General features: G+C 71.5%; 13 protein-coding genes. 7 read left to right on the forward strand and 6 right to left on the reverse strand.

Annotated elements, in window-relative coordinates; translation table 11 throughout:
* Nucleotides 1-192: 192 nt before the first annotated feature.
* Nucleotides 193-1470: a sensor histidine kinase gene (locus tag AVL59_RS38580; protein ID WP_067313897.1), complete on the forward strand. Its 1278-nt coding sequence runs from the start codon at nucleotides 193-195 to the stop codon at nucleotides 1468-1470.
* Here the strand turns inward: AVL59_RS38580 and AVL59_RS38585 are convergent.
* Nucleotides 1448-3016 carry an alpha-L-arabinofuranosidase B gene (locus AVL59_RS38585; RefSeq protein WP_067318253.1) on the reverse strand — a complete coding sequence of 523 codons (1569 nt, stop codon included), beginning with the start codon at nucleotides 3014-3016 and terminating at the stop codon, nucleotides 1448-1450. The two genes, AVL59_RS38580 and AVL59_RS38585, sit on opposite strands and share 23 nt — an antisense overlap.
* Nucleotides 3017-3248: 232 nt before the next feature.
* On the opposite strand from AVL59_RS38585, the gene AVL59_RS38590 reads away from it, so the two are divergent.
* On the forward strand, nucleotides 3249-3860 hold the full coding sequence (locus tag AVL59_RS38590; RefSeq protein WP_208870520.1) for a response regulator transcription factor: 612 nt from the start codon (nucleotides 3249-3251) through the stop codon (nucleotides 3858-3860).
* 13 nt (nucleotides 3861-3873) lie between these two features.
* Here the strand turns inward: AVL59_RS38590 and AVL59_RS38595 are convergent, their stop codons facing one another.
* The 4 genes from AVL59_RS38595 to AVL59_RS38610 form a co-directional block, all read right to left on the reverse strand.
* A complete protein-coding gene (locus AVL59_RS38595) occupies nucleotides 3874-4734 on the reverse strand; it encodes a hypothetical protein (RefSeq protein WP_208870521.1) in 861 nt (286 codons plus the stop codon).
* Nucleotides 4734-5273 (reverse strand): SigE family RNA polymerase sigma factor, encoded by a 540-nt coding sequence (locus AVL59_RS38600; protein WP_067313902.1) that lies wholly within the window; start codon nucleotides 5271-5273, stop codon nucleotides 4734-4736. Before AVL59_RS38600 ends, AVL59_RS38595 begins: the two co-directional genes overlap by 1 nt.
* A gap of 51 nt (nucleotides 5274-5324) precedes the next feature.
* Nucleotides 5325-6773, reverse strand: a complete 1449-nt coding sequence (locus tag AVL59_RS38605) for an MFS transporter (protein ID WP_099053196.1) — start codon at nucleotides 6771-6773, stop codon at nucleotides 5325-5327.
* Between the two features lie 75 nt (nucleotides 6774-6848).
* Nucleotides 6849-8060, reverse strand: coding sequence for a thiolase C-terminal domain-containing protein (locus AVL59_RS38610; RefSeq protein ID WP_067313903.1), 1212 nt, complete (start codon nucleotides 8058-8060; stop codon nucleotides 6849-6851).
* 164 nt (nucleotides 8061-8224) lie between these two features.
* Here AVL59_RS38610 and AVL59_RS38615 point away from each other — a divergent pair, with 164 nt between their 5' ends.
* The 5 genes from AVL59_RS38615 (at nucleotide 8225) to AVL59_RS38635 (ending at nucleotide 13908) form a co-directional block, all read left to right on the forward strand.
* A complete protein-coding gene (locus AVL59_RS38615) occupies nucleotides 8225-9970 on the forward strand; it encodes an MFS transporter (protein WP_067313904.1) in 1746 nt (581 codons plus the stop codon).
* Nucleotides 9971-10159: 189 nt separating this feature from the next.
* A complete protein-coding gene (locus AVL59_RS38620; RefSeq protein WP_067313905.1) occupies nucleotides 10160-10813 on the forward strand; it encodes a class I SAM-dependent methyltransferase in 654 nt (217 codons plus the stop codon).
* A gap of 89 nt (nucleotides 10814-10902) precedes the next feature.
* A complete protein-coding gene (locus tag AVL59_RS38625) occupies nucleotides 10903-11853 on the forward strand; it encodes an N-acetylmuramoyl-L-alanine amidase (RefSeq protein WP_067313907.1) in 951 nt (316 codons plus the stop codon).
* A gap of 83 nt (nucleotides 11854-11936) precedes the next feature.
* Nucleotides 11937-12794, forward strand: coding sequence for a hypothetical protein (locus tag AVL59_RS38630; RefSeq protein WP_067313910.1), 858 nt, complete (start codon nucleotides 11937-11939; stop codon nucleotides 12792-12794).
* Between the two features lie 103 nt (nucleotides 12795-12897).
* A complete protein-coding gene (locus AVL59_RS38635; protein WP_067313911.1) occupies nucleotides 12898-13908 on the forward strand; it encodes an LLM class F420-dependent oxidoreductase in 1011 nt (336 codons plus the stop codon).
* On the opposite strand, the gene AVL59_RS38640 is transcribed toward AVL59_RS38635, so the two are convergent.
* Complete coding sequence (locus tag AVL59_RS38640) at nucleotides 13905-14471, reverse strand: hypothetical protein (protein ID WP_067313912.1); 567 nt, start codon at nucleotides 14469-14471, stop codon at nucleotides 13905-13907. The two genes, AVL59_RS38635 and AVL59_RS38640, sit on opposite strands and share 4 nt — an antisense overlap.
* Between the last annotated feature and the right edge of the window lie 129 nt (nucleotides 14472-14600).

Below are 14600 nucleotides of genomic sequence, written 5' to 3' on the forward strand. Positions count from 1 at the left end.
CGTCAGATGGTGGGGCCGTGACATTTGTACTGCCCGAGTGCGGACATCCGCATCTGCCGGGCGGGCGCCCGGATGCCTAACGTCGTAGGCATGGCACAGACGCGAAGCGCTGCCGCTGTCGCTGCGGCCCGGCTCACCGGTTCTCGGTGCGATCATCGTGCTGACCATCTGGCTGATCGGGGGAACAGGGAAATGTCGTGGTGGGCGGAGACGAGACGCCGCATCCAGGACCTGCGCGAGGCGCGGGCCCGCTGGCAGGCGGACATGGAGCGCTTCAGGGCCGAGCAGAAGGCCGCCCGGAAGAACGGGGGCGTCCCGGAGACCGATCACCCGGGCCCGCCGCCCACCGGCTTCGCCCTGCTCCCCTGGCTGCTGATGGGCATGGGGGCCTTCTCCAACCTGCTGCAGGGCAAGACCCCCAACCCGTGGGTCGGCGGCCTGGGCCTGCTGGCCTTCAACTCCCTGTACGTCTACGTCACCTTCCGCGCCTTCGACCGTGACAAGCGCGAGGCGGTCTCCACGCGGGTGGCGCTGGGGCTGATGGGCCTGATCACCACGGGCCTGGCCGTCGGGTACGGCGGCAACTGGCTGATGTTCTTCCCGCTGCTGGGCCTCGCGACCGGCGCTACGTTGCGCGGCCCCTGGCTGGGCCGTACCGGCGTGCTGCTCGCGATCTACGCGGGAGCCGTCTCCGGCGTCCGCGACGGCTGGGGAGACGCGTCGAACATCGGCTACGCGACCTTTCTGTCGAGCATGGTGACCGCCGCGATCCTCGGCCTGTCCGAGGCCGTGCGCGAGCTGCGCGCCGCCCGGGAGGAGCTGGCCCGGCGGGCGGTGGAGAAGGAGCGGCTGCGGTTCTCCCGCGATCTGCACGACCTGCTCGGCCACACCCTGTCGGTGATCGTGGTGAAGTCGGAGGCGGCCCGGCGGCTGGCGCCGCGCGACATGGACGCGGCGCTGACGCAGATCGGTGACATCGAGTCGGTGGGCCGGCAGGCCCTCACCGAGATCCGCGAGGCGGTGACCGGCTACCGCGAGGGCAGCCTGGCCACCGAGCTGGCCCGGGCCCGCTCGGCGCTGTCCGCGGGGAGCATGCAGCCGGTGGTGAGCCAGTCCGGAATCCCGCTGGCCCCGCAGACGGAGGCGCTGCTCGGCTGGGTGGTGCGCGAGGCGGTCACCAACGTGGTCCGGCACAGCGATGCCACCCGCTGCGAGATCACCGTCGAGAGCACCGCCGAACAGGCGAGGCTCACCGTCACGGACAACGGCAGCGGCAAGGCCGTCTCGCGTCCTCGCGAGGGCATCGGCGGCACCGGCCTGAAGGGACTGACCGAGCGCCTCGCGGCGGCGGGCGGCTCCCTCACGGCCGGCCCGTCGCCGCGCGGCGGCTTCACGGTCACCGCCGAGCTCCCGGTGGATCCGGCGCAACTGACCGCCGCGGGAACGGCTACGGCGCCCAGGGCGAGCTGACGGCCCAGCTCACATCGGCGCTCCACGAGGTGCCGCTGTCGAAGTCGTTCGACCCGCCGTCGCTCGCTATGTAGACGTTGTAGTCGTAGTGGCGCAGGTATCTCGTCGGGTAGTTGTACGAGGCGAACGAGGTGCCGGTGCCGCTCTTGCCGGTGTGCGGACAGAAGGTGGCGTCGGCCCGGAACCGGCTGGTGCCGTCCATGGGCTGCCGGTGGAGCCGGTAGTCGTAGTGGCGCAGGAAGTCACCGGGATAGTTCCGTGACTCGAAGGAGACACAGGAACTGTCGGCGAGCCCCCGGCGCACGATCCAGGTGGCGTCGTTCTTGTCGAGGGACGAACTTCCGGACGTCACCGGGGAGAGGACGGCCGCGTTGTCCTGATGGCGGACATAGTCGCCGGTGCAGCAGGACGTCGTCGCGCGCAGCGAGATCTCCGAGCCGGGGTTCAGGGTGCCGGTGCTGCCGGTCGCGCCGCCGTAACCGACGGAGACGATGTTGCTCTGTACGGCGTTGTCGGCGGCGTCGGTCGGGATGCCGGAGGTCATCACGCCTTCGAAGAAGGACCCGATGGAGCCGTTGCTGTTGTCACCGCCGGTGCCGAGGACGATCGCGCCCTCCTGGTGCATCGGCGAGTAGCCGCTCGTGGTCGGCTCGCCCCCGGAATAGGTGGTGGTCAGTCCGCCCGATTGCGCATTGCCGTATTTCAGCGCGAAATGATTCTGCCCGTTGTTCTTCAGCAGCGCGGTCACGAACGGCAGCGGTCCGGTGCCCGTATCGGACGTGTTCTCGCTGTATCCGGCATCCGACTGGAACAGCCCGTTCTCCAGGTCGGCCTGCACCCAGGGCCCCTGCCCGTAGCACGGGGAGAACCAGCACTCGGTGCCGAAGTTGATGGCGTCCATGTGGCCGTTGCCGGTGTCCTTGTTGTTCGTCTCGGCGTTGCCGTAGTCGAAGCAGCAGCGGTTGTTGACATGGGTGCCGGAGGTCACCATGTACATCCCCTCGGCCTGCCCGTTCACGGCCACGCCCGAGGTGGAGTTGTCCCGGTAGCCCATGCCGGCGGAGATCTCCAGGCCGTAGACCTGGTGCCCGCCGACGGTCACCGGCAGGGCGTCCGCGGGCGCCCCCACATCGGCCGCGCCGGCCCCGCCCGCGCCCTCCACGGTGAGGTTGTTGTGGCGCGGGGACTGGTCGTAGATCTCGGTGATGATGCAGGTCGTGCGGGAGCAGAAGGAGTCCTGGGCGGCCGCGTCGGCGTACCCGCCGGCCGACAGCAGGCCGATGTTCGCGGTGGCGCCGTCGGAGGCCCGCTTCACCTGGTAGAGCGAGCCGCTGTACGACGCGTACAGCGCGCGGACCAGGCTGTGCGCGGCGACGCAGGGCGTGCCCGCGGCGGCGTAGACGTCACAGGGCAGCGGGCTCGCGGCGGCGGCCTGCGGGGCGCCGACGCCGACGACGAGCGCGGCGATGGTCGCGAAGACCGCGAGCACGGAGAGGGCGGCGCTGCGCAGCCGCCGTGGACAGGAGCGCGGAAGTCCTGGGAACACGTGCACCTCTTCGGTTCCTCGTAGGGGGTGCGGGGGTCGGCCGGGTTGGTCGATATACCGAACGTCGTTCGATCGAAATGCCGAACCTAATCGACGTCGAAATACCGAACAATTACCGGAAATGCAGAGGCGATTGTTTGCGCACCGTCGAGAGGCGTCAACCCCCGGGACACCGATCGATGAAGAGTCTTTGACTGACGGCCCTTTGGCCGCCCTTGGCTACGCTTGCGCCGTGAAGAACATCCGAGTCCTGCTCGCCGAGGACCAGGGCATGATGCGCGGCGCCCTCGCCCTGCTGCTCGGCATGGAGGACGACATCGAGGTGGTCGCGCAGGTCTCGACCGGCGACGCGATCGTTCCGGCGGCGCTGCTGCACCGGCCGGACGTGGCCCTGCTGGACATCGAGCTGCCGGGCATCAGCGGTCTGGACGCGGCGGCCGAGCTGCGCGAGCAGGCGCCCGGCTGCCGGGTGCTGATCCTGACGACTTTCGGGCGGCCCGGCTATCTGCGCCGGGCCATGGAGGCCGGGGCGGCCGGGTTCCTCGTCAAGGACGGACCGGTGGAGGAGCTCGCCGCGGCGATCCGGCGGGTGCTCACCGGGGAGACCGTGGTCGATCCGGCGCTCGCCGCGGCCGCGCTCAGCGCCGGGCCGAATCCGCTGACGGCCCGGGAGTGCGATGTGCTGAAGGCGTCGGCGGACGGGGCGACGGTCGCGGACGTCGCCGCGAAGCTCCGCCTGTCCGAGTCCACGGTCCGCAACTACCTGTCGTCCGCGATCGGCAAGACCGGGACGCGCAACCGGGCGGAGGCGGTGCGGGAGGCCAGGCAGCAGGGGTGGCTGTGACCTCCCGGAGGTACTACTTCGTCACCTCCACCGATGCGTAGGCCGTCCCGTCCGGCTTGGTCACCTCCGCCGAGGCGTAGGACGTCCCTTCCGGTGCCACGCACGTGAACCAGTTGGCTCCCTGGAAGCCGTCCACCACGCGGATCGCCGACCCCGTGTCGTGGGCGGAGAAGCCCTCGGCCGGCTCGGCCACGGACGTCGTGCCGTCCTTCCAGTGGCAGGTGACCTGCCGGGCGGTCTTGGCGACGATGCCGACCACCAGTCGTCCGGAGCTCTCGCCGCCGTATCCCAGGCGGGTCGCGACGGACTGCATGTCCGCGCCCGAGAACCGCTCGAACTTCTTGAACGAGTTGAACATGACCTGCTGTGGCTGGTTCTCGCCCCAGCCCCGGGTCGCGAAGTACGAGATCTTGCCGACCAGGTCGGCGGCCCTGTGCGCATCCGCCGGCCTGAGGCCCAGCTCGCCCATGGCGTCGAACTGCCGGGCCGCCTCGTCCTCGTTGCGCGGCGCTCCCCACACCTGGACGGCGACGTGCCACTCCTTGCCCTTGTACACGCCCCGCGCCAGCTCGGTCCGCTGCGGCTCGTACACATGCCGCGCCTCGGCCGAGGCCGGTGGCTTCGCCACGTTCGCCTGCCGGTCCGCATGGCCGCCGTCCGGCAGCCCCGTCACCGCCAGCGCGCCCGTCGTCCCGGTCACCACCAGCGCCGTGGCCGATGCCACCGCCCACCGCCGCGCCCTGCGCCGCCGTCCGCCGCGCAGCACCGCCTGCACCGGGGCCGTACCGATCTCGACCCCGTCCGCGGCGTCCGCGAGGAGGAGGGCGATGTCCGTCTGCGTCGTCATGTCGTTCATCTCCCGGTCCGCGTTCATCACTTCCGCCCTCCCTGCGTCACCATCTCCGCCAGTCCGGGCAGGACGCGGAGTTTCGCGATGCCCTTGGCGGCGTTGCTCTTGACCGTGCCGACCGAGCAGCCCATCGCCTCCGCCGTCTGGGTCTCCGTCAGGTCCTCCCAGTAGCGCAGGACCACCGCCTCCCGCTGCCGCGCGGGCAGCTGGGCGAGCGCCTTGAGCAGAGCGCCGCGGTCGTCGGCCTGTGCGATCCGGTCGCCCGTCTCGGGCACCTCGCGCACCAGGCCCGAGTCGTCCTTCGGTGCCAGGAACTCCTTGAGTCTCCGTCTGTGCCTGCGCGCATGCGCGTTGATCATCACGCGCCGTACGTACGCCTCCGGGTCGTCGGCGGAGTTGACCTTGCGCCAGTGCACATAGACCTGTTCCAGCGTCGACTGGACCAGGTCCTCCGCGGCGTGCTGCTCCCCCGTGAGGAGAAACGCCGTGCGCATCAACCGCGGCCAGCGGCCGATCATGAAGTTCTGGAACTCCTCGTCCCGAGCCTGCTTCCGATCCCCCATGGGCACCTCCTAGACGTCAAAAGGAGTCCACGGGCCCCTCGGACCGTTGCCTCATTTCGCGGGACTCGGAGAAATCCTCCGCGGCAGCCACAGCAGCATGAGCACCGCCCCGCCCAGCAGCACTCCGGTCCCGGCCCGGAACGCCAGCGCGTACCCCTCGGTCAGCGCCTCGGCCCCGACGCCGTCGCCGGTGCGGGCGGTGCGCGCCGCGGCGATCGTCGACATGACCGCGAGCCCGAGCGAACCGCCCATCGTGCGCGAGGTGTTGACCAGACCGGACACCAGCCCGGCGTCCGAGGGCGCGGCCCCCGAGGTGGCCAGCGCGGCCAGCGGCGTCGCCGAGAGCCCGGCGCCCAGCATCATCAGGATCCCCGGGATCATGATCGAGGTCAGGTAGCCGCCGTCGGCGGTCATCGTCGACTGCCACGCGAACCCGGCGGCCGCCACCAACGCCCCCAGCACGGCCACGTTGCGGGCACCCAGCGTCGGCAGATAGCGGGGCGCCAGCTTGGAGCCGAGCACCACCGCCAGGGAGCTGGGCACCAGCGCGAGTCCGGCGCCGAGCGGGGAGTAGCCGAGCACGTTCTGCGCGTACAGCGTCATGAAGAACCACATGCAGAACATCGCCGAACCGCTCAGGAACATCGCCGTGTTGGCCGAGGCCACCGAGCGCAGCCGGAACAGTCCGAGCGGCATCAGCGGGGCCGCCGTGCGGGCCTCGACGGCGAGGAACGCTCCGACCAGCGCGAGTCCCACGGCCAGCGGCACCAGCGTGGCCGCGGCCGTCCACCCCTCGGCCTCGGTCTGCGAGATGCCGTAGGCCAGCGTCGCCAGCCCCGCCGTCACCAGCAGCGCGCCCGGCAGGTCGAGCCGGCGCCCGTCCCCCGTCCGGCTCTCCGTCAGCCACCTCAGCGAGCCGGCCAGGACCACCGCGCCGACGGGCACGTTGATCAGCAGCACCCAGCGCCAGGACAGCGTGTCCACCAGCACCCCGCCGACCAGTCCGCCCGCGGCCCCGCCGCCCGCGCCCACCGCGGTCCAGGTGGCGATCGCCCGCGCCCGGGCCGGCCCCTCGGGCACCGCCGCCGTCAGCAGCGTCAGTGTCGAGGGCGCCAGCACCGCCGCGCCCAGCCCCTGCACGGCCCGCGCCAGCAGCAGCTGCCAGCCCTCCTGGGCGAGCCCGCCGCCCAGCGAGGCCAGCGTGAACAGGCAGAGCCCGACCAGGAACATCCGCTTACGGCCGTACAGATCACCGGCCCGCCCGCCGAGCAGCATGAACCCGGCGAAGGCGATGGCGTACGCGTTCACCACCCACTGCAGACCGGAGGCGCTCAGCCCGAGGTCCGTGCGCATCGACGGCAGGGCGACGTTCACCACGGACACATCGAGTACGACCAGGAACTGTCCGGCGCAGGCCAGCGCCACCACCAGCCAGGTGGGGGGCGTGACACGGCGGGATATGAGGGGCGGAATGCCGGCGGCTTCGAGCATGAGTGTCATGCTCTCAACCCGGTTACGGTCCTTGCATCGGCATTTCGGACCACCGCCGCCTGGGCCGTACGACCTACACCCGGACTACACCGCCCGCAGCAGGGTCACCACCGCCGCCCCGCCGAGACCGATGTTGTGGGCGAGGCCCACCCGGGCTCCGGGCACCTGCCGTTCCCCCGCCTCGCCGCGCAGCTGCCAGACCAGCTCGGCGGCCTGGGCGAGGCCCGTCGCGCCCAGTGGATGTCCCTTGGAGATCAGCCCGCCGGACGGGTTCACCACCCAGCGGCCGCCGTACGTCGTCGCCCCGGACTCCACGAGCTTGCCGGACTCCCCCGCCGGGCACATGCCGAGCGCTTCGTAGGTCAGCAGTTCATTGACGGAGAAGCAGTCGTGCAGCTCCACGACGTGCACGTCCTCGATGCCGAGCCCGGCCCGCTCGTACGCCCGCCGGGCCGCCTCGCGGGACATCGGCTGCCCGACGACGTCGATGCAGGAGCCGGACGCGAAGGACTCCTCGGTGTCCGTGGTCATGGCCTGCCCGGCGATCTCGACCACCCCGGTCAGGGAGCGCTCCTCGGCGAACCGCCCGGAGACCACCACGGCCGCCGCCGCGCCGTCCGACGTCGGTGAGCACTGCAGCTTGGTCAGCGGCCGGTGCACCGTGCGCGCGGCGAGGACGTCGGCCACCTCGTACACGTCCCGGAACTGGGCGTAGGGGTTGTGCGCCGAGTGCCGGTGGTTCTTCGCGGCGACCGCCGCGAGCTGGGCCTCGGTCGTGCCGTACTTCTCCATGTGCTCGCGGGCCGCGTCACCGAAGATCTGCGCGGTGGGCGGGGTCATCTCGAAGCCGTGCCGGGCGGCCATGATCCCGTAGTGCCGGGCGACCGGGGAGGTCGAGCTCCAGTCATCAGCGGCTCCGCCGCGGGCTCCTCCGTCGGCCCCTCCCCCGAGCGCGCCCTTCTTCATCTTCTCGAAGCCGAGGGCCAGCACGCAGTCGCAGGCCCCACCCTCGACCAGTTGCCGGGCCAGCATCAGCGCGGTCGCGCCGGTCGCGCAGTTGTTGTTGACGTTGTAGACGGGGACACCGGTGAGACCCAGCTCATAGGCGGCGCGCTGGCCGGCGGTCGAGGGCTGGAAGCAGTAACCGACGGGAACCTGTTCCACATCGGAGTAGGTGATGCCGGCGTCCGCGAGCGCCGCGCCCCCCGCCTCCCGCACCATGTCCCAGTACTGCCAGTCTCGCGTCTCGGGCTTCTCGAAGCGGGTCATTCCGACCCCGGCGACATAGGCCTTCATGGCGCGCCAGACTAGAACGCGTTCCATAAACACACCAGAGTCTGACGGCAGATCAGAAACCCATGGATCGGTCAAGGATTCATTAGGGGCCCGAAGCAACGGAATAGTTGCCTGTGCATACGAGGTTTAGCCAGCACTTATCTCGCGCGGAAGGCCATTGCTCAATGACCCACACGACGACCGACCAGCCCGGCCGGAGGACAAGCGGGGCCGTGGTCCCGGTGCTCGCCTTCGCGGGCATCGTGGTCGCGGTGATGCAGACCCTGCTCGTGCCGGTCATCAAGGACCTGCCGCAGCTGCTGGACACCGCCCCCAGCAACGCCACCTGGGTCCTCACCTCGACCCTCCTGTCCGGCGCCGTGGCCACCCCGATCATGGGCCGGCTCGGCGACCTCTACGGCAAGCGGCGCATGCTGATCCTCAGCCTCGCCGTGATGGTGGTCGGCGCCCTGGTCAGCGCGCTCACCAGCCAGCTGCTCACGATGATCGTGGGCCGCACCCTCCAGGGCTTCGCCATGGGCGCGATCCCGCTCGGCATCGGCCTGATGCGGGACATGCTGCCGCGCGAGAAGCTCGGCTCGGCCATGGCCCTGATGAGCTCCTCCATAGGCGTGGGCGGCGGCCTCGCGCTGCCCGCCGCCGCCCTGGTCGCGCAGCACACGAACTGGCACGCCCTGTTCTACGGCGCCGCGGGGCTCGGCGCGCTCTCCATCGTCCTGACCCTCCTCGTCGTACCGGAGTCCCCGATGCGCGCCGAGGGCTCCTTCGACCTGCTCGGCGCGCTCGGCCTGTCGACCGGCCTGGTGCTGCTCCTGCTGCCCATCACCAAGGGCAGCGACTGGGGCTGGTCCTCCGGCACCACGCTCGGTCTGTTCGCGGCGTCCGTCGCCGTACTCCTCCTGTGGGGCCTGTACGAGCTGCGCACGAAGGCACCGCTGGTCGACCTGCGCACCACCGCCCGCCGTGAGGTGCTGCTCACCAACCTGGCCTCGATCATGGTCGGCGTCAGCTTCTACGTCGTCTCGCTCGTCCTGCCCCAGCTGCTCCAGCTGCCCAAGGCCACCGGCTACGGCCTCGGCCAGTCCATGGTCGTCGCGGGCCTGTGCGTGGCCCCGCTGGGCCTGACGATGATGTTCACGGCACCGGTGTACGCCCGCCTGTCCGCCCGCTACGGCCCGAAGACCACCCTGATCATCGGCCTGCTGATCATCGCCATCGGCTACGGCGGCGGCCTCGGCCTGATGGACGCGGCCTGGCAGACCATCGTCACCTCGGTCGTCCTCGGCGCCGGCATCGGCCTCGCCTACTCCTCGCTGCCCGCCCTGATCGTCGGCGCCGTCCCGGCCTCGGAGACCGGCGCGGCCAACGGCCTGAACACCCTGATGCGGTCCATCGGTACGTCCGTCTCCAGCGCCGTCATCGGCATGGTGCTGGCCAACACGGCGAACAACGTCGGCGGGATCGCGATCCCGACCATGCGCGGCTTCCACGTCTCCTTCCTGATCGCCACCGCCGCCGTCGCGGTCGGCCTGCTGCTCGCGGTGTTCCTGCCGAAGGCCTCCCGCCCGGCCGAGCAGCACACTCAGCTGCGGGCGAGCAGCGAGGAGGACGCGGTGCTGGAGCGGGCCGAAGAGGTGCTGCGGGGCTTCCGGGGCCGGGTTCTGGATGCCGCGGGTGTGCCGGTCGCCCGGGCCAAGGTCACGCTGATCGACCGGCGGGGGCGGCAGGCCGGTGCGACCGTCTCCGGCGAGGACGGCAGCTATGCGGTCGCCGTTCCGGCCCAGGGTGCGTATGTGCTGGCCGCACGGGCTGCCGGGCACGGTCCGCTGGCCTCTTCCGCCACGCACTCCGGGGAGGAGCGGGCTGTCGATCTGGATCTTTCGTTGCCCGGGGAGGTTGTGAGCGCGTAGCGCTCCGCGGGGTGCCGCGACAGGCCGTCCGACGTCTGCGGCCGGCGTCGTGGCCGGTCGCGCCCACGCGGCGGTGGCCGCATGTCGAACACAGCCCCGCGCCCCTTCGGATACGCACCCCCTGTCGATCAGCGGCCGGGGGTGCGGCAGCATGGGCGCCCTGATCGCCGTACGACCGGAAGGGCGCCCATGTCCACCCCCGCACCCAAGCCCGAGATCCTGGCCGCGTTCGAGGCCGCCAAGGGATTCATGCCCGTGGACGAGGGGCTGGCCCTGTATGCGGCCGCTGTGGAGGCGGGCGGGCTGGGTCTCCCTCTCCTGGAGGTCGGCACGTACTGCGGACGCTCGACCGTCCTGCTCGCCGACGCGGCCCGCGCGGCCGGTGTCACCGCGCTCACCGTCGACCACCACCGGGGCAGCGAGGAGCAGCAGCCGGGCTGGGACTACCACGACCCGGAGACGGTGGACCCCGAGATCGGCCTGATGGACACGCTGCCGACGTTCCGCCGGACCCTGCACAGGGCGGGCCTGGAGGAGCACGTGGTCGCGCTGGTCGGCCGCTCGCCGCAGATCGCGAAGATCTGGAACTCCCCGCTCGGTTTCGTCTTCGTCGACGGCGGTCACACCGACGAGCACGCCACCGCCGACTACGAAGGCTGGGCGCCGCATGTCGCGGAGGGCGGGTACCTCGTCATTCACGACGTCTTCCCGCACCCCGAGGACGAGTTCACCGGCCAGGCGCCCTACCGGGTCTACCTGCGCGCGCTGGAGTCGGGCGCGTTCACGGAGACCTCCGTGACGGGATCGCTGCGCGTGCTGCGGCGGACCCGGACGGGGATCTGACGCTCGCGGGCAGCGGACACCCCGGCCCGGCCACCCGTTGGGCCCCGTGCGCCATGTGAAGGATCTGTGTGGCCGCTAGGGTGGCAAGCGTGTCGTACGTAGGCCCGGACTTCGATCCCCCACAGCCCCGCCGGCCTCGGCGCGGGCCGCTGACCGTCGCGCTCGCCGCGCTGGTGCCCGGTGCCCTGCTGGGCTGGCTGGTGTACGAGGCGGTGGGCGGGTCCGGGGGTTCGGGCGGCTCGGACAAGGCGGGGGCCTCGGCCTCCGCGGCCTCGCCGAGCACGGCCAGGCCCTGGTCCGCGCCCGCCGCCGACGACGGCAAGCAGGCGAGCCGCTCTCCGTCGTCCCCGGCGCCCGACGGGTCCCTGAAGGGCAAGGTCGTCGTCATCGACCCGGGCCACAACCCCGGCAACTTCCAGCACACGGCGGAGATCAACCGCCCGGTGGACATCGGCACGAACAAGAAGGAGTGCGACACCACCGGCACGTCCACCAACTCGGGCTACACGGAAGCCCGGTTCACACTGGACGTGGCCCACCGGCTGCGCGCGATCCTGGAGGAGCAGGGCGCCACCGTGAAACTGACGCACGACGGGGACAGCCCGCCCTGGGGCCCCTGCGTCGACGAGCGGGCCCACATCGGCAACGCGGCGCACGCGGACGCCGCCATCTCCATCCACGCCGACGGCTCGGCCGAGGGCAACCGGGGCTTCCACGTCATCCTTCCGGCATCCGTGCACGCCGGCGCCGCCGACACCCGCCCCATCGTCGGGCCCTCCCGCGATCTGGGCGAGCGCGTCGCGGGCAACTTCCTGCGCGTGACGGGCGAACCCCCCTCCAACTACGAGGGCGACGGTACCGGTCTCGTCACACGTCAGGACCTGGGCGGTCTCAATCTGTCAACAGTCCCCAAGGTCTTCATCGAGTGCGGCAACATGCGGGATAGCAAGGACTCGGCACGGCTGACCAGCGACGCCTGGCGGCAGAAGGCCGCGCAAGGGATCTCTGAGGGAATCGTGAGTTTCCTGCGCGAGTCCTGACCGGCGGCCGGAACCGGCCGGACAGCGGGATCTTGCGGACGATAGTGTCTACCGACGACGAGACGACCTACGAAGGACCTGAAGTGAATATCCGCTCCCTCACTCGAGGCGACGGCGTGGTGATCGGAGCAGCGGTGTTGCTGTTCATCGCCTCGTTCCTCGACAACTACTCGTACGACGGGGCAGACGGCCTCGACCTCCCGAACCTGTGGGTCAGCGGACCGATCCTGCTCAGCGTCGTCTTGGCGGGGATCATCGGTGCGGCGCTCGTCGTCTTCACCCGGATCGCGCCGCAGCCGCTCAAGGTGGCGGGCCTGGATCTCGGCCAGTTGGGCGTGGCGCTCACCGTCTTCGCCGCGTGGAGCGCCCTCGGCAACGTCATCGACCCGGCCGGCGGCGCGAACAACATCAGCGGCTTCACCGGCAACGGTCCCAGCGCCGGCACCGGCCTGGTCCTCGCGCTCATCGCCACCGTGGTCATGGCCGCCGCGGCGATCGCCACCCCGATCGCCCCGGCCCTGCAGGCCTCGCTGGTCCCGGCCGCCAAGCCGGCCGCCCCGCAGCCCTACGGCGCCCAGCCGCCCGGTGGTTACGGCTACCCGGGAGCCCCTCAGCCGCAGCAGCCGTACGGTGCGCAGCCGCAGCCGGGCCAGCCGTTCGGGCAGCCGGGCGCACCGGGTGCGCCGGGTGCGCCGGCCACCCCGGCCGCCTCGGCCGCCCCCGCGGCGCAGCCCGCCCCCGCGGACTTCTCCCCGTTCTGGTTCGCGGTGCCGGTGACGCGTCCGCTGTTCGCGGAGGACGGGTCGCCGACGCCGATCGCCGAACTGGCGCCGGGCACCTGGTACCTGGCGGTCGAGCAGCGCGGTGCGCAGCTGATCGCGCAGACCCAGGACGGTCGCCGCGGCGTGCTGCAGGACACCTCCGGGATCCAGCACGGCTGACGCGTCCGTACCGTCACGCACGGCCCCTCGCCCTTCCGGGCGGGGGGCCGTTGCCGTACAGTCGCCTCCCCGACTCGAACTGACGGAGCGTCAGGAGGCAGGCATGCGGCTCGGTCTGGCACTCGGCTACTGGGGGCGCGGTCCGGACGCCGGTCATGTGGCGCTGGCCCAGGAGGCGGAGCGGCTCGGGTACGGCTCGGTGTGGACGGCCGAGTCCTGGGGCTCGGACGCCTTCACGCCGCTGACCTGGATCGCCGCGCGGACGTCGACGATCGGGCTGGGTACGGGCGTTGCCCAGATGGCGGCGCGTTCCCCGACCACCACCGCGATGCACGCGCTCACCCTGGACCATCTCTCCGGGGGGCGGATGACGCTGGGGCTGGGTCTGTCGGGCCCACAGGTGGTGGAGGGCTGGTACGGCCGCCCGTTCCCGAAGTCGCCGCTGACCGCGACGAGGGAGTACGTGGACATCGTGCGGCAAGTGTTGCGGCGCCAGGCGCCGGTGGAGTCGGACGGGCGCTTCCATCCGCTGCCGTACCGGGGGGCGGACGGCACGGGTCTGGGCAAGGCGCTGAAGTCGATCACCCATCCCCTGCGGCGCGATCTGCCCGTCCTGCTGGGTGCGGAGGGCCCCAAGAACGTCGCCCAGACCGCCCGGATCGCCGACGGCTGGCTGCCGTTGTACTGGGCGCCGACCCGGCCCGAGGTGTACGGGGAGGCGGTGCGGGAGCTGCCCGAGGGGTTCGTGGTCGCGCCGATGGCGCGGGTGAAGGTGTGCGACGACGTCGCCGAGGGGCTGCTGCCCGTGAAGGCGATGCTCGGCTTCTACATCGGCGGGATGGGGCACGCGGCACGCAACTTCCACGCCGATCTGATGGCCCGCATGGGCTACGGGGAAGCGGCGCGGCGCATCCAGGACTTGTTCCTGGCCGGGCGGCGCGAGGAGGCGGTGCTGGCGGTGCCGGACGCGTTCGCCGACGAGATCTCCCTGGTCGGCCCACGCGAACGCATCGCGGAGCGGCTGGAGTTGTGGCGGAAGGGCCCGGTGACGGACCTGCTGGCCCTGTCACCGGACCCGCACACACTCCGGGTGCTGGCGGAGCTGAACGGCTAGCCGCCGCTGAGCTGGGAGGCCGACGGCACCTGGTCCTTCACCGGGGCGCCGGCGCTCTGCCCGGCGTCCTTGACCTTGTTGATGAGGTCCTCGAAGGTGCCGGCCGCGGCCACGTCACCGCCGCGCAGCTTGGCCGGCAGACTCTTGAGCGCGTCGATGCCGGCGGTCAGCGGGGCGAGGGCCTTGGAGAGCTGGGGATCGCCCTGGGCGTTGCGCACGGCCGCCTTGAGACGGTTGTAGGCGAAGGTGCCGGCGAGACCGGCCTTCACCAGGGCCAGCTTGCGGCCGTGGGCGCCCTTCTTGAACTTGCCCTCCTTCCAGGGCTTCACGATCCACTGGTAGGTGGCACCGGCCGCCAGCGCCGCGTTCGCGACGAAGCGTGCCTTGGCGAACTTCTGGCGTTCGGCGGACGTGGTCGGGCTGGGCGTGGCCGCGCCGACGGCGACCATCTGTACGGTGCCCTTCGTACCGGTCTTCTCGCTGCTGCCGTAGGCGGTGGAACCGGCCAGCAGCGCGCAGCACAGGATCAGCGCCACAGTGAGGCGCCGTATCGGTATGGCCACGGGGTCCTCCGGACGTGACTCCCCGAGCGGGTGTTACCTCCGGCAGGTTCACCCGAACGGCCGCCCCGCGCCACTCGGGCGACCCGGCCCGGGCCCCACCTGCGCCGTTGCCGGACCCCGGGTCCGGAA

Origin of the sequence: Streptomyces griseochromogenes (assembly GCF_001542625.1) — a bacterium.
Classification (GTDB): Bacteria; Actinomycetota; Actinomycetes; order Streptomycetales; family Streptomycetaceae; genus Streptomyces; species Streptomyces griseochromogenes.